Origin of the sequence: Paracnuella aquatica, assembly GCF_003332885.2 — a bacterium.
Lineage (GTDB): Bacteria > Bacteroidota > Bacteroidia > Chitinophagales > Chitinophagaceae > Flavisolibacter > Flavisolibacter aquaticus.
In genome coordinates this window covers 73,762-100,409 of sequence record NZ_QOWJ01000003.1, presented here as the reverse complement: position 1 = coordinate 100,409, position 26,648 = coordinate 73,762, and the positions used below count along the sequence as shown (strand labels likewise).

Sequence of the window (26,648 nt, the reverse complement as noted above, 5' to 3'; positions counted from 1 at the left end):
TAAGCCAAAGCCCCGGTGTTAAAGGAGGTACAAGCTTTTGAGAGCAGCTTCAAGGTATCAGCTACAAGCTACAAGTAATGTGTGCAAAAGGTTGTATGCATTCACTTGTAGCTTGCCGCTTGTGGCTTGCAGCTCCTAGTTATTGGCTAACCGCCAACAGCTGCTCCCTAATCACCGGGTACAGCAATTCAAAAATCTTGCGGCCATCAGTATTGCCCAGTGCCGTGGAGCAGGCACGTTCGGGGTGCGGCATCATGCCAATAACGTTGCCAGCTTCGTTGCGGATGCCCGCAATGTTGCGCACCGAACCATTGGGGTTGGCTTCGGCAGTTTCAGCTCCCTGCTCATCGCAATAGCGCAGCACCACCTGGCCAGCTGCTTCCAACTTGTTCAGGGTTTCTTCGTCGGCATGGTAGCGGCCTTCGCCGTGGGCCACGGGAATTTTATATACTTCGCCTGCGGCATCTTTTACAAAAACGTTTTTACAAACAAACTGCTGGCGTTCGTTGCGCAGCAGGGCGCCGGGCAGCAGGTGCGATTCGCACAGGATCTGAAAACCGTTGCACACACCCAGCACTTTGCCGCCCTTTTGGGCAAACTCGATCACGCTTTGCATGATGGGGCTAAAGCGGGCAATGGCGCCGGTGCGCAGGTAATCGCCGTACGAGAAACCGCCGGGCAGCACAATGCAGTCGTCGGTGGTAAAACCTTCGAGGCCGGCATTTTTGTGCCACAGCATTTCGGCTTCCTGACCCAGGTCATTTTTTAAAGCTTCATATATATCGCGGTCGCAGTTGGAACCGGGAAAAACAACAACGCCAAATTTCATATCGAAAAATTGAAGTGCGAAGATAAAGGGTAGTTGGTAGTTTATGGTTGGTAGTGGGTAGTTAGTTGATTAATGCATTGTCAAAAGTTTTCAGCAATTGAGTTGACTTACTAATAATACAATAACACTTCATTATTTGAAGCCCAACTACAAATTACCAACTCAAAGCTACAGACCTTTAAAATGCAACAGTCCATATTGCTGCGCCACCACAAAAGCCACGGTGCCCCAAAACATCAGTGGCGCCACCCATTTTTTGGTTGGATACAGGTAAGCGCAGGCATGAAAGGCTGCAAAGGCGGGCAGTGCCAGCACCCAGTTGTGCAGCGATGCATTGCTATTAATAAAAGGCACCAACAGCGCCAGCAACAGGTAAAACAACACGATGGTCCAATACTTACGCACCTGAATCAGCATTTTGCGCAGCTGTGCCTGTATATGCCAGGAGCCCACCATAAATGGAATGGTGAGAAAACCAGCGGCCACCGCCAGCCTGATGGATTGACCTACCTGCGGCAGTTCAATATGAATGTGCGGAAACAGTGTTTGCAACTGCAGGCTGTCGTTGAGGAACAGGTAAACGGCGTAGAAATAATAAGGCGTAAGGGCGCCCATCAAAAAAAGCAGCAGCTCATTTACCCGGAACGGCCGCAAAATTAATATACCCAGGAGCAGGCACAACAAAAAAGCAGCCGATGGAAAAAACACCATTGAAGCCACACCAACGATAAGACCGGTGTTGAACAAGGTGCCCAGCACCTCCTGCTGGTTGTAAGTGCGAAATAGTTTTAAGATGGCCCAGATGATGAGCGTGGACGCTACCAGCGGCGGCGAAAGCAAGTTCCACTCCGGCACCAGCGAGGTGGTGAGCAGGTAAGCCATGCCCGACAAAAAGGTAAACTTTTGCGTGAGCCGGTGCTCGTTTACGCCGTAATTGATCATCAGTGCCTGGCTATACAGCAGGGCAAATGCAACAAGTGCGGCGGTAAGGGAATGCGGGTTGCCCCCGGCCAGCACCTGCAGCAAACCCTGGAATAAGAGCCCGCCCGGCAGGGTGCCGGGCAAGGAAGCAGGTTGCAGCAGGTACGGCATTTTTATCAGCAGGCCAAATATCAGCAACATCACCAGGTTGGCCGGCGATTTTTGTTTAAACAGCGCTATCACGCGGCAATGCTATTAATTAAACTCCACTTTAGCAAAGCAAATGTAGTTGCGGTAATAGCAGGGAATAACCATGGTGCGGGCCGCCACCTGTTTGCCGAACTTGGGCATAAATTCGTAACCCTTGTCCAGGTTCTTTAATGTGGGGTTGCGGCTGATGTCGCCATCGGCATTGAGGGTAAAATCGTTGAGCAGCAGGGAACGCTTTTCCTCCTGGTTGAAGAGGAAATGGGCCTGGCTGCCAGTGAGCATCATGGCATATGAAATGCGGTCGTCCGATTCATCGTCGAACTGGCCCTTGTGGATCACTGCGTTCCATTCGGGTTTGCCGCCATTGTCGAACGACATGATGGTAATATTATCGGCATGGTGACGCACCGCCTGGTTGCGGCCCCAGCCCTGGTTGCGGTAGTACCAGCTATTGTACAGCGGCGAGTACGAGTAATAATCAAACGTACTCATGGGCATGCCATAGAGGTAGTTCCAGCGGTTCCAGTTGTTGAACCGTGAAGTGGTATAATACGACTCGGCACCGATCAGGAACCCGCCATCGCGTTTTACAATAATGTTGCGGATAAAATAATCGTTGAAGGCTGTTTTTACCGACGCTTCGCCGCGGGCTTCGTTGCGCAGTTCGTCGCTCAGGGCCACGGCGTTTTGCATTACCGGGTTGCCCGTTGTTTTATCCCAATTGAAAAAGTAAAAGCCCTCGATGTTGCCGCGACGCTGTTTGTAATAAAATGAAGTAAGGAAATAACGCTTGTTGGCATTGTCCACTTTTATATGCGGCTCGTCGAGGAACATGCCTTCATGCGGCACCGGGATGATGGTAATCGTATCGGCAGCGGCGGGCTTCCACATCAGTTGGGTTTGCACCAGGTTGTCGTTGTTGTTGCGGGTAAAGCGGGTAAACACCAGGTCGCCTTCGTTGTCCACGTTGAATTTATCCAGGAAATCATCACGGTCCTTCATAGCCAGCGGAAACTGGCTGCGCTTCTGCAAGGCCAGGTCTTTGTTGAACAGGAGCGTGGTGATCTGGTACAGCTCTTTGTTGCGGCTGTTTATTTTAAACAACATGATGTTGTTGCGATCGTCGGAGGAAATGGCCGAGTAAATGCGGTTACCGCCACCAAAACCAATATGCGTGGTATCGAGGTGAACCACATCGCTTGCCTTTTTACCCATGCCGTCTACCTGCACGGCCTCGCAGTACACCACGTTGCGGCGCTGGTACTGGTACACCATCCATGCATGGTTGGCATAGGGAAAAAAGTCAACATTGATCAGCCGGTCGTACGGGATATAGTCGTGCAGCACCCGTTCGGTTTGCACCATGTCGTTGTTGTAAACGCCAATATAATTTTTGCCGGAAAAATTTTTATACACTAAAAAATTAGGACCCACCTTACCGATCACCTCGAAGTTCATGCGGCGGGTTTCGTCGCGGTCGGGCTGCGAATACACGATCCGCTGCGCAAACCCGGCCGATAGGGAAAGGAGAAAAAAGGAAAAAAGAACCACCTGCTTTACGTTCATAAATAGTCTTTTGCGTTTTAAAATTAGCCTATTGCCTACTTACTAAGACGCTAAAATTTAAAATGGGATGCGCCTGTTTGGGGCTTGCCGCCGGGGTATAAACGAAACAAAGCCCCTGCTTGTTTTTCTTTATTAGTTTTAACATTAATTTCAGCCCTTCGTGGCCCCCGTTTTTAAGCTATTGAAAAAAACCACAGGTGAGAATTCCTTTAAACCGCGTAACGACCGCCGGACTGATTGTAGCACTTGGAATTATTTACGGCGATATCGGCACCTCGCCCCTCTATGTTTACAACGCCATCATCAACGGCCGTACCATTACCGACGAACTGATCATTGGCAGCCTGTCCTGCATCATCTGGACCATTACGCTGCAAACCACCGTTAAGTATGTATTGCTGGTATTGAAAGCCGATAACCGGGGTGAAGGGGGCACCTTTGCACTGTATGCCCTGGTGCGCCGGCACAGGCGGTGGCTGGTAATGCCGGCCATGATTGGCGGAGCCGCACTTTTGGCCGATGGTATTATTACACCGCCCATTTCCATTACATCTGCCGTCGAAGGCTTGCGGGAGTTGCCGCAGTTCCGAGCCATCGATCATTATATTGTTTACATCGTACTGGTCATCCTGGCGCTGTTTTTTTTCCTGCAGCAATTTGGCACCGCATCCATCGGCCGCTTTTTTGGGCCGGTCATGGCGGTTTGGTTTTCCATGCTGGCGGTGCTGGGCATATCGCACCTTTCCGATGACTGGAGCATTTTAAAAGCCTTTAGCCCGCACTATGCTTTTCAATTTGTAAGCGCTTACCCCAACGCCCTGTGGCTGCTGGGTGCCGTATTCCTTTGTACCACCGGTGCCGAGGCACTGTACAGCGACCTGGGTCATTGTGGCCGCAGCAACATCAGGGTTACCTGGATTTTTGTGAAAAGCTGCCTCATCCTCAACTACCTGGGGCAGGGCGCCTCACTCCTACACTACCACCGCAACCTTACCGTTTCGCCAGCAGTAAAAGAGCAGTTGGGCATCAATGCTTTTTACGACCTGATGCCCCAGTGGTTTATTATTCCCGGTGTGGTGATTGCCACCGTGGCCGCCATCATTGCCAGCCAGGCCATGATCTCGGGTTCGTTTACCCTGATTTCCGAAGCCATGCGCCTCAACCTCTGGCCAAAGCTGCGCATCAATTATCCCTCCGAAGAGCGGGGTCAACTGTTTATTCCTTCGCTCAACTTCCTGATGTTTTTGGGCTGTGTGGGAGTGGTGCTGTATTTCCGCACCTCCAGCCGTATGGAGGCAGCTTATGGTTTGGCCATTGTGGTAACCATGCTCATGACCACCGTGCTGTTTTCCAACTACATGGTTTCACGGCGCATCAAGCCCATTTACATTTGGCTGTTTCTTGTTTTTTACACGGCCATCGAAATACTGTTCCTAACGGCATTGATGGAAAAATTTGCGCATGGCGGTTACATTACCCTGCTTATTGGCGGCGTGATGTTCTTGGTGATGTACTCCTGGTTTAAAGCCCGCAAGATCAAAAACCGCTACGTGGAGTTTGTGCGGCTGGAAAGCTATATTCCTAAAATACAGGAGTTGAGCAACGACCGGTCGGTGCCCAAATATGCCACGCACCTGGTTTACCTTACCTCGGCCGATAACCCCAAGGAAATTGAGCACAAGATCATTTACTCCATACTGAATAAAAAACCGAAACGGTCGGATATATACTGGTTTGTACACGTGGACACGCTGGACGAGCCGTACACGATGGAGTATAAAGTGGATCATATTATTCCAAACGACATCATTCGCGTGGAGTTTCGCTTGGGCTTCCGGGTGCAGCCGCGCATCAACCTCATGTTCCGCAAGGTGGTGGAAGACCTGGTAAAAAACAAAGAAGTAAACATCACCAGCCGCTACGAAAGCCTTGAACGCAGCAACACGGTGGGCGATTTTACTTTTATTGTGATGGAAAAATACCTGAGCCAGGACAACGACCTGCCGTTCCTCGAACGCCTGGTAATGAAAATGTATTTCTGGCTCAAGGAACGCAGCCTTTCGGAAGAACGTGGCTTTGGCCTCGATGTAAGCAACGTGATCATCGAAAAATTCCCGCTCATTGTTTCGCCGGTAACGAATATACAGTTGAAGCGGGTGCAAGTAGACTAGGAGATTTGGGATTTACGATTGACGATTGACGATTGAAACAGCCAATTGAGGCCGGCAAAAATGAATATAGGCCGCAGGCCAAAAATCCGAAATCGTAAATCGTCAATCGTAAATCCAAAATCGTAAATCCCAAATCTCCTAACGCTTTCTTAATTAATGCTCTCTCCTGTAACTTTATCCGTTCCAACTACTCCTATATATAAAACCGTTCTACCATGACCAAAATCTACATAACTGCTGTTTTGTTCCTGTTTGCTTTTGCGGCCTGCAAGTCGGCGCAAAAAATGTACGACCGCGGCAACTATGCCGAGGCCATCGAACGCTCCATCCGCAAGCTGCAAAAAGAACCCAACGACGCCACAGCCAAATCTATTTTAAAAGATGCCTACCGCGAAGCGGTGGCCCGGCAGGAAGGCGAGATCCGCACCGTGCTGAACAGTGCTTCGGAAAACCGCTACGAGCAGGCCTACCGCCAGTACGCCAACCTGCAGCAACTGTACCATTCGGTGCAGCAGGTGCCGGCCGCAGCCCGTGCAGTGGCCGCTACCGATTACGCCAGCTTTGTGGAAACCTACCGCAACAAAGCCGCCGATGTGCGGCTGGAGCGTGCCGAAAAATGGATGGACGACGAAACCATTACCGGCTACCGCGAGGCGTACCGCGAATACCAGGCAGCACAGCGCCTGAAACCCAATGATGTGGATATTAAGAAGCAGGTGCAATATGCCCTCGATATGGCTACCTTAAAAATATTAGTGGTGCCCATCGACCTGCAGGGTTCCAATTATTATTACAGCAACTCATCATACCAGATGCGCAATTTCCAGGACCGGCTGGTGCGCAAGCTGAACATACATTCGGGCAGCGAGTTTGTGCGTTTTATTACTGAATGGGAAGGCCGCAGCCGCGACATTGTGCCCGACGAAATTTTGGAAATGCGCATGAGCCGCCTGGTTATTGGCCGCCCATACGACCAATCCGAAACCCGCACCGTTCAAAAAGAAGTGGTGGTGAAAGAAACTGTGTATAAAAAAGATTCGGTGGTAAAAGAATACGCTACCGTAAAAGCCAGGATCGCCACTACCCGGCGCATGTTGGTGTCGGAAGCTTCATTGTTTTTAACGACCCGCGATGCCGGCGGACGCATCTTGTGGAATGATGAATTTAGGGGTGAGCACCGCCGCGAGGCGAAGTTTGTAACCTACACCGGCGACGAAAGAGCCCTGAGCAATACCGATAAAGAGTTGATCAAAAACAACAAACCCGAAGACATTCGTGTGCCCCGCGAAGACGAGATTGTAGAGGACCTGATGCAGCAGATTGAAAGCGACCTGGCCCAACGCCTGCGCCAGCATTACCAGCGGAGTTTTTAATGCATTTTTATTCATAAAACGCAAAAGCCCGAAGGATCCTCCGGGCTTTTGCGTGGCCGTCATTGCGAGGCGCAGCATGAGCATTCGAACTGTTAGATAACTATGGCGCCGAAGCAATCTCCTGCAACCCAACGCTTCCATCACCTCCTTTTGAAACGATTAGCATGAATCTGAAGGATAGCAGGAGATTGCTTCGGCGCAATAAACATCAAAAGTACATAGGGACTAAGGCGCCTCGCAATGACGGAGTTGCATTTTCTTTAATTACCGGCACTGCAGTTCAACCAATCTTCATCAGTCGCGCCAATCGGAGCGCCATCTGGTATGGGTAAAGTGCCCGGCACGGTAAGTTTTTCGCCACCCGCTTCCAGCTCTTTTATTTGATTGAGCGTATAACGATAATGTGCTCTCCAGGCTACATCTTTCGCCGGTGCCGTTGTTAGCCATTGCTTTAATTCGGACAGCTTGATGCCCGCAATTGCCTGCACCTGGGGCATCGCATCTTTGTTATTGGCCAGTAGCAGCAATTGCTTCAGCACCTGGTTGTTTACCGACTGCTGCAACAGTGCCGCATAACCGCTTTTTGTGGGTGCTTTTATTGTGGCCGTTACAATGCGGTCGATCACTGCTTCCAGCGAAGGCAGCTCTGGGTAAAGTGCACTGTGCGCCACCAACCGTGCAGCCCGTTCAGGGTGCAGCACAAAGCTCAGGGTCATGTTAGCAGCAACGGCTGCCGGTGCCACCGGGTCGAACGTAAGGCCGGTGTTTCCGCTAAATGTTTCCCGCTCATTTTTATCATAGCCGTAGGGTCGCGGCGGAATCAGTTGCAGTGCTTTTTCGGGCAGGGCTAGTTGCTCCGGGCTGAGCGTTTTAAGCAAAGCATCCAGCGCACTCCACTGCTCTTTTGCCGGCACCATTACTACCGGCTTTTGCCCATCGCCACGCAGTGCATAAGTATAGGTAACGCCACCCAGCACTTTTGCGGCGGCTTCGGCCTGGTAGCGGTGCATCAGGTAAATGGGCACCAGCATTTCTTCCAGCGTGGCCAACGGTGCGCCTACCGGTATCTTTTTTTCCGAAAAATTGCGGAGCACAGCTGTCCGCAGTTTCATAACGCGGTCCAGCTCTGCAACGGCATTGCTGCCATTATCCCACAGGTGCACGGCCGGGTGTGCACTACCTGCAGGCCGTGCATCCTGGTCGGCCATAAAGCTTAATCCCTTCTGATGGTATTGAGCCACCAGTTTCGACAACTCTTTTTGCTCATCGCCGCCTCGCGCAAACTGCGCATAGGCCATTGTCACCGCCGCTTTATCCCACTCGCCAATGCCTTCGGCATAAGCATCGGAAAGATCAACATTTCCCTGCGCATCCAACTTTGCCAAAGGATGCGGGTAATCCATCACCGATGCACGGCCTTGTGTACTGGCAATATAGTTGTGCGGCAGGCCCAGCGTGTGGCCCACTTCGTGTGCTGCCAACTGCCGCATCCGTGCCATGCAAAGCTCCATAATTTGCGGCGACATTTGTTTGCCGTCTTCAAAATCGGCGAGCAACCCTTGCGCAATCAGCAGGTCCTGCCGAACCCGCAAAGAACCCAGCGTTACTTTTCCTTTAATGATCTCACCGGTACGCGGGTCGGTAATGCCACCGCCGTACGACCAGCCGCGGGTGCTGCGGTGCACCCATTGCACCAGGTTGTATCGAATGTCCATCGGGTCGGCATCGGGCGGCAGCAACTGCACCTGGAATGCATTTTTATAACCGGCAGCTTCAAATGCGGCATTCCACCATTTAGTTCCTTCAACCAATGCAGTGCGGATAGGTTCCGGCGTACCCGGATCGACGTAATAAATAATGGGTTTTACCGCTTCGCTCATAGCTGCAGAGGGGTCCCGCTTTTCCAAACGATGGCGGCGGATAAAACGCTTTTCAATGGGCTGATCTACCGGTGTGGCATAGTCGAAATATGAAATATAGCCGCTGCCGGTGCGGGGATCAAATACCCGCGGTTTGTAGTTGCCATCGGGCAGTTGTACAAATGAAAAATGCTGCCGCAACGTAACGGCACCCGGCACGGGCACCACCTGGCGCAGGTACGCACCGGCCCCCTCCCCTGTCCATGTAGTGGTTACTTCCACCTCGGTATTTTGGGGAAAGTTTTTGGTCATGGGTAAATAAAACGCACTGCGCAACGGATCGATGCGGTAGTTGCCCTGCCTTGTACGGGCAATGGCTTGTGCAGCACCAACTGCATCTTGTTGTAAAAAGAACGGCGTGCCGTCGATCAGTACTTTGCCACCTTCCTGTGCGGCTACTTCAAAACCCCACAACACAGACCGGGCAAAGGATTCGGCCACTGCACGGCGCTCCATTTCGTTGGTAGTGTTGGCGCGGTAATCGTAGTTCTGTGCCACCAGCAGCACTTTATTTCCCGACCGTTCCCATTGCACCACGTATTGCTGGCCCATCCGGCCGCGATCAAGGCCAATATCGTTTGAGCCCATACCCGCAGCAAGTGAGGGGTAATACAAAAACTCGAGGTTCCATTTATCTATTTCCAAAAACATGCGGCCTTTCTGGGCATCCCAATACAGCGAGAAATAACCGGGAATAGATTGCATGCCCCTGGTAAATGCAGCAATGCCGGTTGTTGTTTTATCGGCGGCTGCCGGTTCGGGCTTTTGTGCAAAAAGAAGCTGACTGCTGAAGAGGGAAAAGAGCAATAAAAAAGGTAAGCGCATAGCGGGTTCTTTGCACACAAATTAGGGCAATGCACCCTTATTTTAACTGCAGGGCCGTTTTAAATACACCTCGTTTTTTTAGCATTAAAAGAATGACAGCTTTATAAAATCGGACCGTAAAAAAACCCGGCAAATGCGAAAGGGCTACCTTTGGGCATTAAACACCCGAAACCTAAAGCTCATGGCAACAAAAAAAATGACGGCAGCCGATTTCCGCGCCGAAATTTTTGATTACGAAACAGGCAACGAATGGCAGTTCAAAGGCAGCCGGCCGGCCATTATTGATTTTTACGCCGACTGGTGCGGTCCCTGCAAAGCAGTGGCGCCGGTGTTGGAAGAACTTTCGGACGAATACAAAGACCAGGTTGACATTTATAAAATTGACACCGATGCCGAGCAGGAACTTTCCGGTTTGTTTGGCATTCAAAGCATCCCCACATTTTTATTTATTCCTGTAGCAGGCAGCCCTATGATGCAACGCGGCGCATTGCCCAAAAATGCGTTTGTACAGGTCATTACCGAACGGCTATTGGCTGCACAACCCAAGGAGAACGGCGAAGCCTAGCCTTTGGTCATTAATATAAAAAAAAGCTGTTGAAATGCACCATGATACATTTCAACAGCTTACACTTAAAAAATGATTGCAATTTGTGCAGGTTGCATAGATATGTAAAAAAAACCGCTGTGTCATTTCTGCTTTCCGATAAAGCAGATAGTTTTGTCTTAAACGTACCTGAATGTCCACTACCGCGCTTTTAGTCCCAGTGGGCCTTGCCACTGGCGCAGTTTCACTGATACTGAGTTTATACCTGGCCGTACAATGCAGGCGGCATAAAAAAACAATCGACAAGCTTCAGGTGCAGGCCAAAAACCAATCCGAAGAATACAACCTGCTGCTCGAACGCATCCGCACCGCGGTGCAGCCACAGTTTGCAGCGGTGGGCGTCAGCCTGAATGAAAACATTAATCGCATTGATATAAAACTGCAAAACCTGGGTGCTGCAGCGGTGCTGGAAAAAGTGGTGACCAGCACGCCGGATATCGACTTTCTGGACGATCGCTTTTTCCCGGTGCGCATCGAAACCGAAGACCTGTTTATTGTAACCGGCATTTCGAAAGGGTTGCCGTTGGTGCAATGCCGCTATGTGGTGCAACTGCATTTCAGCGATATTCACGGCAATCATTACATCACCGCCATCCGCGGCGAAGGACAGGAATTTAACGTGGCTACCAATCCAAAAAAGTAGTTGCTCTTTTTATAGAATTGAAAATGCAGCGCCGATTGTTTGGCGTTGCATTTTTTTATATAAAAAACTAAGTTGCTGTATCAACGGCCTACACAAATGTTCCAGCAACTTTTCTGTGAAAAATAAAACAATAAAATACTGGTGCAAAGCGGTTATTTAGCCGGCACCAATTGGCTGAATAAATTAGGGTAATCTGAAATAATTCCATCCACACCGGCGTCAACCAGTTGCTGCATCTGCGCCAGTTCGTTCACGGTCCAGGGCACTATCTTCATGCCTTTGGCATGCACCTGCTGCACTAGTTCTTTGGTAACAATAGAGAAATGCGGGCTGTAAATAGAGGGAACAAAACCAAGCTTTGACAACTGGCTTTCCATCGGCTCTTTTGATGCCTCCACCAGGTACGAAACCGTCACACCCGGATGCTGTTGGTGCAGGTATTGCAGCGGACGCACATCAAACGATTGGATATATGCATGGTCCATTAATTTTTGCTGCCGCAAAACATCCAGCACCAGGGTTACAAACTCGGGCGGCGCAGGGTGGCGGGTGCCATCGCCGCTGGCAGAGGATTTGATCTCAATGTTATACCGAACGCTTTTACCTTTTGTTTTTGCATGTTGTTCGCAGGCCTGCAACAGCTCGGAAAGCAGTGGCTTGTACACGGCCATTTTTTCCTGCTGCGGAAAGCTGGGATGCGGCTTTAAACCTACATCGTATTTGCGGATGCTATCGTACGGGATTTGATACAACAAATGCCTGGTGGCCGTTGCACGGTCGAACGTGCTGCCATCCGGTGCGGTGGTAATGTGTTCATGAAAATAATGATCGTGTGATACGACCACTTGCTTATCACCACTGATCACTACATCCAGTTCTAGTGTAGTTGCACCCAAATCAATGGCACGCAGCATGGACGGAATGGTATTTTCGGGCAGCAGGCCACGGGCACCGCGGTGGCCCTGCAGGTCCAAAGAGGGTGATTTCATTTGCGCTGTGTTGCGTACAGGATTGCACTGGGTTGCCACCAAGGCCAGGAGCACTAAACAAATTCTAAACATCGAGCTTGGATTAGGGTGAACAGTCATTGGGCTCAAAAGTAGCACCCAACGACCGCAGCAAATATTACTTTTCGGTTACACATTGCCGGTACAGGAAGCCTTTTAATTTACCCGCACCAAAAAGTAAAGCAAAGCAGCAACCGCTGCACCAACCAAGGGGCCAATAATCGGAACCCATGCATAAGCCCAGTTGGACGTGCCTTTGGTGCGTATGGGCAATACTGCATGCACCAGGCGCGGCCCCAAGTCGCGAACAGGGTTGATGGCATAACCGGTAGTGCCGCCCAGCCCCAAACCAATGGCCCACACCAGGAAGGCAACGGGCACTGCGCCTAATGAACCCAATCCTACCGGTGTTTTATCGTTACCCATTTCGCCTTGTGTAAAATAAAATACCACGAAAACCAGCACGAATGTGCCTACTATTTCGCTCAGCAAATTAAAAGTGCGGTGGCGTATGGCAGGCCCCGTGCAAAACACGGCAAGACAGGTATCGGGTTCGGCTGTGGCGTTGAAATGATGATAATAAACCACCCACACGAAGAACGCACCGAGCATTGATCCAAGCAATTGCGCCAGCATATACAGGGCCACTTTTCCCCAGGCAAATTTACCGGCAATGGCCAGGCCCAAAGTAACGGCAGGATTGAGGTGTGCGCCGCTATAAGGGGCCGCAATAACTACTCCTACAAACACGGCCAGCGCCCAGCCGGTGGTGATGGCGATCCAGCCGCCATTGTGCCCTTTCGTGTCTTTCAAAACAGTGTTGGCCACTACCCCGTTGCCCAATAATATCAGCAGGAAGGTGCCCAGTAGTTCAGCCGAAAATTCAGACATAGTATTGTTGTTTTTTTAGGAGCAAATGGAGTTGAGATAAAGACGAGAGATGATAGACTATAGACATTAGATTTTAGACTAAAACCGAATGTTGGCGGACAGACGCAAGGCGTGAAGATTTACTTCTAGTCTGTTATCTAACATCTAATGTCTACTGTCTCCTGTCTTTCCCCCATCATCAATCATCCATCATCTGTCATCCTTACTTCCTACCCTTCCGCCCAGGCCAAACAAGCTTTTACAGCCCGCTGCCAACCTTGCAGCCATGCTTCCCGGTTAGGGCCGGGTTGGGGGGTAAATTGTTGGTCTATTTTCCATTGTTGTTCCAGTGAGGATAAGTCTTTCCAAAAACCAACGGCGAGACCCGCCAGGAATGCGGCGCCCATCGCAGTTGTTTCGGAAACCTGCGGCCGCACAACTGTTGTTTGCAGAACATCGGCCTGTATCTGCATCAGCAGGTTGTTTGCCGTAGCGCCGCCATCCACCCGCAACTCGGTAACGGGTTTGCCTGCATCACGTTCCATACATTGCAGCACATCGCCGGTTTGAAAAGCAATGCTTTCCAGCGCAGCCCTTGCCAGGTGCGCATCGGTAGTGCCGCGGGTAAGGCCCACCACTATGCCCCGTGCATGGCCGTTCCAATGTGGTGCGCCCAGGCCCGCAAATGCAGGAACTAAATAAACGCCGTCCGTGTGGGACACCGCCTGCGCAAGGTTTTCCACTTCGGCTGCAGTTGTAATCAGTCCCAATCCGTCGCGCAACCACTGCACTACGGCGCCGCCAATAAAAATGCTTCCTTCCAGCGCATACTGCACTTCGTTGCCAATTTTCCAGGCTACGGTGGTCAGCAAATTATTTTGCGACAGCACCGGCTGGCTGCCAATATTCATCAACATAAAACATCCCGTTCCGTATGTGTTTTTTACCATACCCGGGCGGGTGCATTGCTGGCCAAAAAGTGCCGCCTGCTGATCGCCGGCAATGCCGGCAATGGGAATGCGGTGCGCCAACAAACGTCCAGCAGTATGGCCATACAATTCAGAAGAAGATTTGACCTCGGGCAGCATGCAACGCGGTACGCCAAAAAGCTGCAACAATTCATCATCCCACTGCAGCGTATGTATGTTGAACAACAAGGTTCGCGATGCGTTGGTAACATCGGTAATATGCACTTCGCCACCGGTAAGATTCCATACCAGCCAACTATCGACCGTACCAAAAAGCAATTCTCCCTTTTCTGCACGCTGGCGTGCACCTTCCACATTGTTTAAAATCCAGTGCAGTTTGGTGGCAGAAAAATATGCGTCGATCACCAGCCCGGTTTTGTCGCGGATGATTTGCAGTTGGCCTTCCTGCTGCAGTTGGTCGCAAAAGGCTGCGGTGCGCCGGTCCTGCCACACAATAGCATTGCAAATGGCATTGCCCGTATTGCGATCCCACACAATTGTAGTTTCACGCTGGTTAGTGATGCCAATGGCCGCAATATCTGTGGGACTGGCGCCAGCTTTTAAAATAGCTTCGGTAGCCACTGATGCCTGCGTACTCCAAATTTCGGCAGGGTCGTGCTCCACCCAACCAGCCTGCGGGTATATCTGCGTAAATTCTTTTTGCGCCAGCGACACAATTTCGCCGGCATGATTGAACAGCAGGGCACGTGAAGAAGTGGTACCCTGGTCAAGCGACAGGATATAAGGTGGCAAGCTCATCGTAGCAAATTAAGTGGGCAATAAGAGTGAAAAAGATAGGACCTTTTTTTATTCTGAAAAAAGATTAGCACAAGCAAAAATCCACCGCTCCGGTCCTTACTTTTCCTGATTTATAATAGCGGCGTTTGAAACCGGCACGGCATCGGGCAGGTAGTGCCTGGCGAGTTCGGCAAATGCAATGATCTGGCCCTTTTCCCAAGCTTCATTCTGTGTCAGTTCTTTAGCCATGATGCGGGCCACCAATGGCGCTGCTTCAGTAGCGGCAGCCGCATCTAAAAACAGGAGCCGCAGCCTGCGGGCCAAAACATCGGCAACAGTGCGGGCCATTTCGTGGCGCACCGCCCATATCACTTCGGCAACGGTATAGGGATGGCCTGCAGCAATTTTTTGCTGCCATTCAGGATGTTGCTGCAGCAAATCTTGTATGGCGCTGGCATCGGAACCATAAACGCTCCAGTGGCCTATTTGAGGCGCAGGCGTACAGCCATGTATGGGTAAGTTTTTGGTAGTGCAAACCGCAGGATTAAAGCCACCAACTTTAATAGCTGCATTCACTGCATCTTCGGCCATTTTCCGATAGGTGGTCCATTTACCGCCGGTGATGGTGATAAGGCCCGATGGCGCCACCAGCAATTTATGGCTGCGGGAAATTTCCTTTGTTTTGCTGGTACCATCCTGTGGTGCAGCCAGTGGCCGCAAGCCTGCAAACACACTTTGCACATTTTTTCGGGTAGGGATATGCGTTAGGTATTGCGCCACGTTGTGCAACACAAAATCAATTTCTTCATCCAAAGCCTTGGGTTCAAACGAATGCTGGTGCAATGGTGTATCGGTTGTGCCCACCAGCAGCCGGTTGTACCAGGGCAGCGCAAACAACACACGGCCGTCGGATGTTTGCGGTATCATCAGCGCTGCATTGCCCGGAAGAAATGACCGCTCCAGCACCAGGTGAATGCCCTGGCTGGGCCGCACCCATGATTTTGTTTCGGGTGCATCCATCTGCATCAATGCATCGACAAAAACACCGGCGGCATTGATCACTACTTTTGCAGGTATTTCATAAATGCGCCCGGTTTCAGAATCTTTTGCTTCCACACCACTTACAAGGCTGCCTTTTTTTAGCAGCCGCTCCACCGACATATAATTGATCAATGCGGCGCCTTGCTCCGCAGCTGTTTGGGCCAAATTGAGTGCCAGCCGTGCATCATCAAACTGCCCATCAAAATACTGTATGCCGCCGCACAAATGATTGGTTTGTACGCCGGGCAAAAGCGCCGCCACCTGCGCTGCAGAAAGCCATTGCGACGCACCAAAACTATGCTGCACCGAAAGCCAGTCGTACAGCTTTAAACCAGCCCAATATTTGGCCAGCGAACCGCGGCTGTAACAAGGAATAATAAAGCTTTGTTTGCGCACCAGGTGTGCTGCATTGCGCAACAGGTAACCACGTTCACGCAGCGCTTCAAACACCAGCCCCAACTGCCCTTGTGCGAGGTAACGTACACCGCCATGAACCAATTTGGTGCTGCGGCTGGAAGTACCTTGCGCAAAATCGAAACGTTCGAGTAATAAAGTCTTTAAACCGCGGTGTGCGGCATCCACTGCAATGCCCAATCCGGTAGCGCCGCCACCAATAACAACCACATCCCAAAGCGGTGTGTTCTCAATTTGCTGCAGCGCTGCTGCACGGGTAAAGGAAAGGGTGGGCCGAGCTGCGGCATTCATGAAGAAAACTTTCCTGAATGTAGGAAGAAAATAGAAGATGATGGATGGGAGATGATAGATGATAGACAAGAGATAATAGGCAAGACGCAATTCAACAAAGCAAGCATCTATCCACTACCATTCGTCTCCAGTCTAAAATCTATAATCTGTAGTCTTTAATCTGTGCTCAACCATCCATTATCTTCCTCACCACTACTTGTGCGCAATAAACACCGGCAGTTTGTGTACTTCAATAACATCGGACACAAAGCTTTTGCGGAACAACTGCGAAACAATAGAACGGCCGAATGCACCACATACCAGTATGGCATCGTCGTTTTCGGCAACCCATTGGCTGAACTCCTTGCGCGGCGCCATGCGCAGTCCTATTTGTTCGAGGTTGGGAAAATGTGCGCCTGCCAATTCGCTGATTTGTCGCTGCGCAGGAATGGCAGATTCCGTGTCTTCTTTTAAATAAACCAGCAGCGATTTATTGGCCAGCAATTCAGGAAACAGGTATGCAAACTGCTTGATGGCATACACTGAAGATGCGCTGCCATCATAAGCCAAAATGTTTTTGCCCGGAAAAACAAAATGCTCCGGCACAATCACCACCGGGCATTCGGCAGCATGCACCACATCGCGTAAAAAGCCTGCAGTTTCATCGGTGCCCCATTGCTGGTAAAACTTTTCGCTGCTCAACACCAGCAAGTCAGCAAAACGGGATTCTTCTTTTAGTTCGGGCAGTGCAAAATCATAAAAATGTTTGTGCACCGAATGGCGGATGTTGTGTTGCGTACAAAGCGTTTCAAAACGATAAATATTTTCCTGCACCTGGTCGGCTTCCGATTGTTCGAGCAAGGGAATAAAATCGGGGCCGCCGGCAGCTGCGCCATAGCTCCACAGCGATGCAAAACTTACCTGCGGTACAAACACGGCAACGGCCAGGATGGGCTGCCGTTCATTGAGCTGGCGTATAAAACTAAACGTACCTTCTGAAAAGGCTGTTCCGTCAAACGCCAGTAAAATCTTTTTCATGGCAATAGATTGAAGGATGATAAAAAGCCATGCGAAAGGTACAAACTACAGGCAGCAAAAGCGGTGACTTACGTCAGGCATTAAGTCAAAACAAGCAACCCACCGCACTGCAATAACGACGACGCAACGAGCAGCAAAAAATAGAAAACAATTTACCTGCTGAACAGTGCAGCCAGGTGCAGGCTGTCTTTTAATTGGCCCTGGCACAGGGCAAAAGTGATGGCGCCAATGCTGTTGTTGTCGAAATGCAGCTGCGCTTTGCGCACTTCAACGGCAGCCACTTCCAGCGCCTTGCGATGGTAGCGGCGCACCGGCGTGCTGGTGCCCAATGTTTGCGCAAACGATTGCAAAAAAGCATCGCCGCTGTTGCTTATTTCCTCGGGTGTAAATTCACCCAACTCCCACTCGGCCACAACCCTGGCCTGCAGGTTTTCAGCATCGAGGTTTTCCCGTGCAATGGCATCAAATGTATCACCAATGCGCAGCGCAAAAATGGTCAGAATGAGGTTGTCGAGCAGATCAAAATTGAGTGCATTGGCGGGCACTTCCCTGAACGTATATAGTCCTTCGATGCCCGACATCAGCAGTAGCGGGTTGATACCGGATGCGGCGGCCTGGGCTTGTATTGCCTGCAAAAATTCCTGTTCGTTCATGGGGTGTTTATAGGCTTTCGTTTAGCGATAAAATAAAAAGCGGCACTTTTTTCTTGCATAAAAAACAGGCAGTTATACAGTACACACATCATTGCGTGGTGCCAAAGATAGAAGCCCGGCTTTGCCTGTGCAAAAATTTAGGCTGTTGAAAACATTACTCAGCTTAAAGCCAATCCGCGTGGCATAGGGATAAAACCCGCCGCCAGAGCGCCGTTTTACGCAACAGGCGTGCTGGCAAGAATATTGACCAACTGCCATGCCTGTTTGCCACAACAGGCAGCAGAAAATACAGACGATCATCAAAATAATACCACCTTGAACCCAATATCAGTGTATCCAGGGCACCCTTTTCCATTGGGCGCCACATGGGACAACGAAGGCGTCAACTTTGCCGTGTATGCAGAAAATGCCACCGGTGTAGATCTTTGCCTGTTCGATCCCGAGAACCCGGCTTATGAATCGGTGAACATCCGGGTAAAAGAACGCACCAACCATGTATGGCATGTATATGTGCCCGGCCTGCAACCCGGCCAATTGTACGGCTACCGCGTTTATGGTCCATACGATCCGGAAAACGGCCATCGTTTTAACCCCAATAAATTGCTGATCGACCCATATGCCAAAGCCATTTCCGGCACCATACAATGGCACGATTCGCTGTTTGGTTACGAAGTGGGCCACCCCGATGGCGATCTTTCTTTTTCAGAAACCGACAGTGCGCCTTACATTCCAAAGTCGGTGGTGATCGATCACAATTTTGATTGGGAAGGGGTGCAGCAGCCCAATATTCCCTACCACGAAAGCATCATTTACGAAGCGCATTTAAAAGGATTTACCCGGCAGCATCCCGATATTCCGGAGCACCTGCGCGGCACTTATGCAGCACTGGCACACCCCGTTACTATTCAGTACCTAAAAGACCTGGGCATTACGGCAGTGGAACTGATGCCGGTGCACCATTTTGTAGCCGACCGGCACCTGGTGGATCGTGGCCTCACCAATTACTGGGGCTATAATTCGATTGGCTTTTTTGCACCGGATGTACGCTACAGCAGCACATCGGGGCCGGGCCAGCAGGTAGCCGAATTTAAAAGCATGGTAAAAGAGCTGCACCGCAACGGCATTGAAGTAATTCTTGACGTGGTGTACAACCACACCGCCGAAGGCAACCAGTTGGGTCCTACCCTCTCGTTCCGCGGCATCGACAATGCATCGTACTACCGCCTGGCCGATGGACGCTATTACATGGATTATACCGGCACGGGCAACACGCTGAATGCAATGATGCCAAACGTGCTGCGCCTCATCATGGACAGCCTGCGCTACTGGGTGCTGGAAATGCATGTGGATGGCTTCCGGTTTGACCTTGCGTCTACACTTGCCCGTGAGTTGCACGAAGTGGACCGGCTCGGGTCATTTTTCGACATCATCCACCAGGATCCCGTGATCTCGCAGGTAAAGCTGATTGCGGAACCTTGGGACATTGGCGAAGGCGGTTACCAGGTCGGTAAATTTCCGCCGGGCTGGGCCGAGTGGAATGGCAAATACCGCGACTGCATCCGCGATTACTGGCGTGGCGCCGATAGCATGCTAGGAGAATTTGCGGAGCGGTTTACAGGCTCGTCCGACCTGTACAAAGAAGATTACCGCAGGCCAACGGCATCCATCAATTTTATTACCGCACATGATGGCTTTACGCTGCACGACCTGGTGAGCTACCACGAAAAACACAACGAAGCCAACGGCGAATTCAACAACGATGGCGAAACGCACAACCGGTCGTGGAACTGCGGTGTGGAAGGCCCTACCGATGATGCAGCCATCATGCAACTACGCAACCAGCAAAAGCGGAACTTTTTGGCAACACTATTTTTATCGCAAGGTGTGCCTATGCTGGTGGCCGGCGATGAATTGAGCCGCACACAGGGCGGCAACAATAATGCTTATTGCCAAGACAATGAAGTGTCGTGGATCGACTGGCAGGATGCGGATAAAGACCTGCTCCGTTTTACGCAAAAACTGATTCAGCTGCGCAAAGAGCACCCCGTGTTTTGCCGCAGGCGCTGGTTTAAAGGCCAGCCTATTAAAGGCATCGGCCTGGAAGACATTGCCTGGTTTTTACCCGAAGGCATTGAAATGGGTGAAGATGCATGGCGGAGCGATTTTGCCCGTTCGCTGGCGGTGTATTTAAATGGCCGCGGACTGCGGTCGGTGGGGCCTCGCGGCGAGCACATTATCGACGACAGTTTTTACATCATTTTCAACGCATACCACGACAGCCTTGATTACCTGTTGCCCTCGGAAATATATGGCACCCGGTGGATCAAGATTCTGGACACAGCCACCGCCGAAGTGGAAGACGAAGAAACCGAATACCTCGCCAGTTCATTGGTGCCGGTTGCCGGCCGATCGGTGGTGGTTTTATTAAGCCCATTAACTGCACAACAAAAAAAAGAACATGAACAAAAGAAAGGCGCCCGGCGTACGGTTTGATGCCGCGGGTGCAGCAACAATACAAGTGTGGGCGCCAACGGCCAGCCGTGTAACCCTGCACCTAACAGATAGAAATACCGCGGAGGAATTGCATCAGGCATCGGAAGGTTATTGGCAATTGCAAACGGGCAGCCTGCAACATGGTACCCGCTATAAACTTTCGGTCGATGGCGGTGAACCTTTCCCCGACCCAGGTTCCGTATCGCAACCGGATGGTGTGCATGGTCCTTCACAGGCACTGGACTTTTCCAAGTTTTCGGCTAAGCATGCTCATTGGGATGCGCCTGCACTTGATGAATACATTATTTACGAATTGCATACCGGCACATTTACACCGGAGGGCACGTTCGGTGGCATCATCAGCAAATTGCCTTACTTAAAATCATTGGGTGTAAATGCCATTGAGCTCATGCCGGTGGCACAATTTCCGGGCGGCCGCAACTGGGGTTACGATGGTGTGTTTCCTTACGCTGTGCAAAACACGTATGGTGGCGCTGAAGGCCTGATGCAATTGGTAAATGCATGCCACCAGCAAGGCATTGCAGTAGTGCTGGATGTGGTATACAACCACATGGGCCCCGAAGGCAATTACCTGGGTATTTACGGCCCTTATTTTACCGATAAATACAAAACACCCTGGGGCAACGCCATCAATTTTGATGATGCGTGGTGCGATGGTGTGCGGGATTATTTTGTGCAAAATGCGCTGATGTGGTTTAAAGATTTTGGTGTGGATGCGCTGCGCCTGGATGCCGTGCATGCCATCAAAGATTTTAGTGCTGTGCACCTGCTGCAAGAAATCAGGCAGGCGACTGATGATTTAATCGAAGAATCCGGTAACAAGCATTACCTGATTGTGGAACTTGATTTAAATGACACCCGTTTCATCAAACCTTTAAAACAAGGCGGCTTTGGCATGGATGCGCAGTGGGTAGATGAATTTCATCATGCGCTGCGGGTAGCGGCCGGCGGTAGCCGCACCGGTTACTACAGCGACTTTTCAGGCATTGAGCATTTGGCAAAAGCCTACAATGATGCGTATGTGTACGATGGCCAGTATTCGCCACACCGGCAACGAAAATTTGGCATTCCTGCAAAGGAGCATGAGGGCAAACAGTTTATAGTTTTTTCGCAAAACCACGACCAAGTGGGCAACCGCATGCTGGGCGAACGCACCAGCGTGCTGCATTCGTTTGAAATGCAAAAACTGATGGCGGCTGCAGTGATGCTCAGCCCGTTTGTGCCGATGTTGTTTATGGGCGAAGAGTGGAGCGAGCCGAATCCCTTCCTGTACTTTGTAAGCCATACCGACCCCGAGTTGGCTGCAGCAGTACGAGAAGGTCGCAGGGCCGAATTTGCCGCCTTCCATGCCGATGGCGAAGCGCCAGATCCGGTAGCGGTGGAAACGTTTGAAACATCCAAACTACAATGGCAGTTGCTGGAACAGGAGCCACACAATACGGCATTGCAATATTACCAGGCACTTATTCAATTACGCAAGGAACACGAAGTGTTAAGAACCCTTGACAGGAGCAGTGTACACGCCGAAGCTGATGCAGCTAAAAACTGCCTGGTGCTGCGCCGGGGTATGGATAAAAAAGAAGTGGTTTGCCTGATGAATTTTTCGCAGCAAGTGCAAACATTATTCTTACCGCAGCATGCAACTGGCTACCGCAAAATATTTGACTCGGCGGATCCAAAATGGCGTGGACCAAAAGCAGCACCAGAAAAGGCGGATGCTAACGTTGAGGTACAACCGGAATCAGTGGTTGTGTACGAGAAATTGCAGCAGGCACAAAACACCAACCAGTAAAAGTAAATATTTAAACACGGCAGAATCATCATTGATCATTCACCCTTCACCAACATGTACAATCCAAAATCTACCTACCGCATACAATTTCATAAAGACTTTACGCTGGCCCACCTGGAGCAGGTGTACGATTACCTGCGCCAACTGGGTGTAGGCACCATCTATGCTTCGCCTATTTTTGAAGCAGTGCCCGGCAGCACCCACGGTTACGATAGCACCAACCCGCTGCGCATCAACCCCGAGGTGGGCACCATTGAGCAACTGCGCAAAATATCGGCACGGCTACAAAAAGACGACATTGGATGGTTGCAGGATATTGTGCCCAACCATATGGCTTTTGATGTACGCAATCCGTGGTTGTTTGATGTGCTGGAGAAAGGAAAAAGGAGCCGCTACAATCATTTCTTCGACATCACCTGGACGGGTGGCATACTGCACGGCGGCAAGCTGATGGTGCCGTTTTTAGGCAGCTCGTTGGAGGCCGTGATTGAACAGGGCGAACTGGGTTTGCAATATTCCAACGGCCGCATTTACCTGAAATACTACGATGCCATTTACCCCGTAAAGCCCCGCACTTACCGCATGATTTTAGAGCAGGGCGATGGTAAAAAGCCGCAGGCGCTGGAACAGTTGCTCGATCAGCTGGACGACCTGCACAGCGTAGAAGACCCGGTGGCATATACAACACAATGGGACGAATGGCGCACCCAGTTTACTGCACTGGAAAAAACAAAACCGGTGCAAAAATTCATTGATGACAGCATTGCTGCAGCATCGGCCGATAAGGCCGCGATGACGCAGATTGCAGAGGAACAAGAATACCGCCTGTGCCATTGGCAGGAAACAGATCAGCGTATTAATTTTCGGCGGTTCTTTACCGTTAATGGGCTTATCTGCCTCAACATCCAGGACAGCCATGTGCTGGAAGAACACCACCGCTTGATCTTTGACTTGGTGGCTAACGATGTGTTCCAGGGGCTGCGCATCGACCACATTGATGGTTTATACGATCCCACCGAATACCTGGAAGCACTGCGCCACAAAACAGGTGAGGAAACATACATTGTTATTGAAAAGATCCTGGAACCCGGCGAGCCCATGCCGCATTGGTGGCCCATCGAAGGCAGCAGCGGCTACGATTTTTTAGCACAGGTAAATGGCCTACTTACTTACAGCGGCGGCGAAAAATTATTCACGCAGTTTTACCACCGCCTCACTGAAGACCACCAAAGTATAGCGCAACATATTTACCAGAAAAAGCACCACATCCTGTACGAGCATATGGGTGGTGAACTGGCCAACTTGTACCACCTGTTCATGCAATCGAATTTGGTGGATCGCAGGGCACTTTCATCCATACACCGCGAAGACCTAAAGACTGCGCTGGCTGAGTTTTTAATTCAATGCCCGGTGTACCGTTATTATGGCAGCAGCTTTCCGCTGAACCACGAAGAAGCAGGCGAAGTACACCAGATTTTTCAACGCATCAGGCGCAGCGGCAATGCAAAAGAAGCAGCTTTGCAGGTGTTTGAAAATGTGCTGCTGCACTACCCGCCGCACCGCGATGAGGTGTACAATAAAAACGCGGCGCATTTTTACAAACGATGCATGCAGTTTACCGGCCCGCTGATGGCAAAAGGCGTGGAAGACACCGTAATGTACACGTACAATCGTTTTATTGGCCACAACGAAGTCGGCGATGCACCCGAAGCTTTTGGCTTACCGGTACCCGCTTTTCATAAAATAATGCAGGAGCGGCAGGAGCAGTGGCCGCTGGCAATCAACGGCACTTCCACACACGATACCAAACGCGGTGAAGATGTACGTGCAAGGTTAAACGTGCTCACCGAATTGCCCAAGGAATGGATTGCCAAAGTGGGCGAATGGCAGGCTTTAGCAAAACCGCTGAAAACTGCAGATGGCCCCGATGGCAACGATGAATATTTTATTTACCAAACGGTACTCGGTGCTTATCCCATGCCGGGCGGCGATGAAAGTGATTTTGAAAACCGCCTGGCCGAATACCTGCAAAAAGCATTGCGTGAAGCCAAGCGTTTTTCCAATTGGACCACGCCAAATGAAGCATACGAAGGAGCAACAATCCAGTTCGCTAAAAGCCTGTTGCAAAAAGGGGGTAAATTTTGGAAAAGCTTCCAGCCTTTTCACCAAAGAATTGCCGATGCAGGCATTGTAAACTCGCTGGTGCAGGTGCTGCTGAAATTTACCTGCCCCGGCGTGCCCGATGTGTACCAGGGCTGCGAGTTTTGGGACCTGAGCCTGGTGGACCCCGACAACCGCCGCCCGGTTGATTACAACCAGCGCATGGCAGCTTTACAGGAAATGGATGGCCAGCGGGCCGAAACCCTGATCCCGGAACTTTGGAAGTCTCGTTTTGATGGCCGCATCAAACTGTGGCTTACCCGCGAACTGGCGCAGTTGCGGCAAAAACAATCCTACATTTTTTCCGAGGGCGAATACCACCCGTTGGAAGTAACGGGCCAATACAAAGAGCATGTGATTGCATTTGCTCGCAAACACCGGCAACAGGTTTTTGTGGTGGCTGCACCACTGCATACAGCGGCCCTTTGTGCTGCGCAAAAAAAGAGCGATGTGCTGCAACTGGATTGGGCCGATACCAGCATTCAATTGCCCGATGAAGCCGACATTGCATGGGACCACATTTTTGACGGCACCAGCGCACAATTGGACGGATGCATAGCCATAAAGGATTTGTTTGCCCATTTGCCGCTGGCCATCATGAAAGGCCATGTGCTGGACAACGAACGGGGCGCTGGTTTGCTGCTGCACATTTCATCGCTGCCCTCACCGTTTGGCATTGGCGATATGGGCCGCGAAGCCAAGCTGTTTGCCGACTTCCTCTTTCGCAGCAACCAAAAATACTGGCAACTGCTGCCCCTCAATCCTACCGAAGCGGGCCAGGGCCATTCGCCATATAGTTCCATTTCCAGCCGTGCATTCAATACCCTGCTTATTTCGCCACGCAGTTTGATGGAAGATGGGTGGATCACACCGGAAGAAATGGAAGCGGCAAAATTGCCACCTGCGCCGCGGGTTGATTATGATTTGGTGGAACAAAAAAAGGCAGTGCTTTTTGAGCAGGCATTTCAACGGTTTTTGGAAACGGCCACCGAAGCGGACAGAACTGCATTTGCCGCATTTAAAGAAAAAGAGACGCATTGGCTGGAAGATTTTGCACTGTTTTCTGCACTGAAAAAAGAACAGGGTGGCGCCGCCTGGTTTCAATGGCCCGAGCCCCTAAAGCAACGCAATGCTGCGGCACTGAAAAAAGCAACAGCAGCACATGCAGCGGAGTTGGAAAAAATTGCATGGCTGCAATGGCAGGCCTCGCGGCAGTGGCACCACTTGCGTAGCTATTGCAACGATCACGGCATCCGGCTGCTGGGCGACCTGCCTATTTATGTAAGCTACGATTCAGTGGATGTGTGGTCGAACCGTGAACTGTTTGCAATTGATGAAGAAGGCAAAATGATGGGCGTGGCTGGTACCCCACCCGATGCATTTTCCGATGATGGGCAGCTTTGGGGCATGCCGGTGTTTCGTTGGGATGTATTGAAAGAACAAGGCTACCAATGGTGGATCGAGCGGTTGCGGCACAACACGGAACTCTTCGACCTGGTACGCATCGACCATTTCCGCGCCTTCGCCGACTACTGGGAAGTGCCCGCCGATGCGCCTTCGGCAAAAAGCGGCCAGTGGAAACCCGGGCCTGGCGCCGATTTTTTTACCGCAGTGCAGGAAGCGCTGGGCGGCCTGCCCTTTGTGGCCGAAGACCTGGGCGAAATAAACAAAGCAGTGACCGATCTGCGCGACCAGTTTCGCCTGCCGGGCATGAAGATCCTCCTGTTTGCCTTTGGCGACGACATGCCCCGCTCCGATTATATCCCGCATAATTATAATCCCAACTTTTTGGTGTACACCGGTACGCATGACAATAACACGGTGCGTGGCTGGTTTGCAACCGAAGCCAACGATGCTACCCGCCAGCGGCTGGAAGCATATGTTGGCCGCGGTCTTTCGGCAGCCGAAGTGCACTTGGTACTGGGGCAGATGGCGTATGCATCGGTAGCCAAAACTGCGATCCTGCCCGTGCAGGACCTGATGGGCCTCGATGAATCGGCACGGATGAACATGCCGGGGCAGGGCAGCAACAACTGGGCATGGCGGCTCCTACCTGGCCAGCTAAATGAGGGCGCCGAGGACCTGCTGAAAAAATGGACCGAATTGTATAACCGGGAATAAA

At 51.0% G+C, this 26,648-nt stretch carries 17 protein-coding genes; 7 read left to right on the top strand and 10 right to left on the bottom strand.

Annotated features, from left to right (window positions below; genetic code table 11):
* Window positions 1–139 precede the first annotated feature (139 nt).
* The 3 genes from purQ to DRJ53_RS06690 all read right to left on the bottom strand — a co-directional run bounded on the left by purQ (window position 140) and on the right by DRJ53_RS06690 (window position 3,526).
* Complete coding sequence (gene purQ / locus DRJ53_RS06700) at window positions 140–829, bottom strand: phosphoribosylformylglycinamidine synthase subunit PurQ (protein WP_114234846.1); 690 nt, start codon at window positions 827–829, stop codon at window positions 140–142.
* Window positions 830–997: 168 nt separating this feature from the next.
* The gene (locus tag DRJ53_RS06695) at window positions 998–1,993 is read right to left on the bottom strand and encodes a hypothetical protein (RefSeq protein ID WP_114234845.1); all 996 of its coding nucleotides are present in this window, start codon (window positions 1,991–1,993) and stop codon (window positions 998–1,000) included.
* A 12-nt stretch (window positions 1,994–2,005) separates the two neighbouring features.
* Entirely contained in the window at window positions 2,006–3,526 is a 1,521-nt protein-coding gene (locus DRJ53_RS06690) for a hypothetical protein (RefSeq protein WP_114234844.1), read from the bottom strand.
* Window positions 3,527–3,723: 197 nt separating this feature from the next.
* On the opposite strand from DRJ53_RS06690, the gene DRJ53_RS06685 reads away from it, so the two are divergent.
* Both DRJ53_RS06685 and DRJ53_RS06680 read left to right on the top strand, forming a co-directional pair.
* Window positions 3,724–5,697 carry a KUP/HAK/KT family potassium transporter gene (locus DRJ53_RS06685; protein WP_114234843.1) on the top strand — a complete coding sequence of 658 codons (1,974 nt, stop codon included), beginning with the start codon at window positions 3,724–3,726 and terminating at the stop codon, window positions 5,695–5,697.
* 215 nt (window positions 5,698–5,912) lie between these two features.
* Window positions 5,913–7,070, top strand: a complete 1,158-nt coding sequence (locus DRJ53_RS06680) for a hypothetical protein (protein WP_114234842.1) — start codon at window positions 5,913–5,915, stop codon at window positions 7,068–7,070.
* 260 nt (window positions 7,071–7,330) lie between these two features.
* Here DRJ53_RS06680 and DRJ53_RS06675 read toward each other — a convergent pair whose 3' ends face one another.
* Window positions 7,331–9,814: a zinc-dependent metalloprotease gene (locus tag DRJ53_RS06675; protein WP_114234841.1), complete on the bottom strand. Its 2,484-nt coding sequence runs from the start codon at window positions 9,812–9,814 to the stop codon at window positions 7,331–7,333.
* A 181-nt stretch (window positions 9,815–9,995) separates the two neighbouring features.
* Between DRJ53_RS06675 and trxA the strand changes: the two genes are divergently transcribed.
* Window positions 9,996–10,379: a thioredoxin gene (gene trxA, locus DRJ53_RS06670; RefSeq protein ID WP_114235041.1), complete on the top strand. Its 384-nt coding sequence runs from the start codon at window positions 9,996–9,998 to the stop codon at window positions 10,377–10,379.
* 172 nt (window positions 10,380–10,551) lie between these two features.
* Entirely contained in the window at window positions 10,552–11,061 is a 510-nt protein-coding gene (locus tag DRJ53_RS06665) for a hypothetical protein (RefSeq protein ID WP_114234840.1), read from the top strand.
* A 152-nt stretch (window positions 11,062–11,213) separates the two neighbouring features.
* On the opposite strand, the gene DRJ53_RS06660 is transcribed toward DRJ53_RS06665, so the two are convergent.
* The 6 genes from DRJ53_RS06660 to DRJ53_RS06635 all read right to left on the bottom strand — a co-directional run bounded on the left by DRJ53_RS06660 (window position 11,214) and on the right by DRJ53_RS06635 (window position 18,060).
* On the bottom strand, window positions 11,214–12,050 hold the full coding sequence (locus tag DRJ53_RS06660) for a glycerophosphodiester phosphodiesterase family protein (RefSeq protein WP_241558481.1): 837 nt from the start codon (window positions 12,048–12,050) through the stop codon (window positions 11,214–11,216).
* A gap of 174 nt (window positions 12,051–12,224) precedes the next feature.
* Window positions 12,225–12,959: an MIP/aquaporin family protein gene (locus DRJ53_RS06655; protein WP_114234838.1), complete on the bottom strand. Its 735-nt coding sequence runs from the start codon at window positions 12,957–12,959 to the stop codon at window positions 12,225–12,227.
* A 209-nt stretch (window positions 12,960–13,168) separates the two neighbouring features.
* Window positions 13,169–14,665, bottom strand: coding sequence for a glycerol kinase GlpK (glpK, locus tag DRJ53_RS06650; protein ID WP_114234837.1), 1,497 nt, complete (start codon window positions 14,663–14,665; stop codon window positions 13,169–13,171).
* A 96-nt stretch (window positions 14,666–14,761) separates the two neighbouring features.
* Window positions 14,762–16,390 carry a glycerol-3-phosphate dehydrogenase/oxidase gene (locus tag DRJ53_RS06645; RefSeq protein WP_114234836.1) on the bottom strand — a complete coding sequence of 543 codons (1,629 nt, stop codon included), beginning with the start codon at window positions 16,388–16,390 and terminating at the stop codon, window positions 14,762–14,764.
* A gap of 192 nt (window positions 16,391–16,582) precedes the next feature.
* Window positions 16,583–17,407: a hypothetical protein gene (locus DRJ53_RS06640; protein ID WP_114234835.1), complete on the bottom strand. Its 825-nt coding sequence runs from the start codon at window positions 17,405–17,407 to the stop codon at window positions 16,583–16,585.
* Between the two features lie 152 nt (window positions 17,408–17,559).
* Window positions 17,560–18,060, bottom strand: a complete 501-nt coding sequence (locus DRJ53_RS06635; RefSeq protein ID WP_114234834.1) for a hypothetical protein — start codon at window positions 18,058–18,060, stop codon at window positions 17,560–17,562.
* Between the two features lie 315 nt (window positions 18,061–18,375).
* On the opposite strand from DRJ53_RS06635, the gene glgX reads away from it, so the two are divergent.
* The 3 genes from glgX to treY are packed head-to-tail and all read left to right on the top strand — an operon-like array spanning window position 18,376 to window position 26,647.
* On the top strand, window positions 18,376–20,553 hold the full coding sequence (glgX, locus tag DRJ53_RS06630) for a glycogen debranching protein GlgX (RefSeq protein ID WP_114235040.1): 2,178 nt from the start codon (window positions 18,376–18,378) through the stop codon (window positions 20,551–20,553).
* Window positions 20,519–22,366, top strand: coding sequence for a malto-oligosyltrehalose trehalohydrolase (gene treZ, locus DRJ53_RS06625; protein ID WP_114234833.1), 1,848 nt, complete (start codon window positions 20,519–20,521; stop codon window positions 22,364–22,366). The genes glgX and treZ overlap by 35 nt, the downstream gene beginning before the upstream one ends.
* Window positions 22,367–22,420: 54 nt before the next feature.
* Window positions 22,421–26,647: a malto-oligosyltrehalose synthase gene (treY, locus tag DRJ53_RS21660; protein WP_114234832.1), complete on the top strand. Its 4,227-nt coding sequence runs from the start codon at window positions 22,421–22,423 to the stop codon at window positions 26,645–26,647.
* Window position 26,648: the final 1 nt, after the last annotated feature.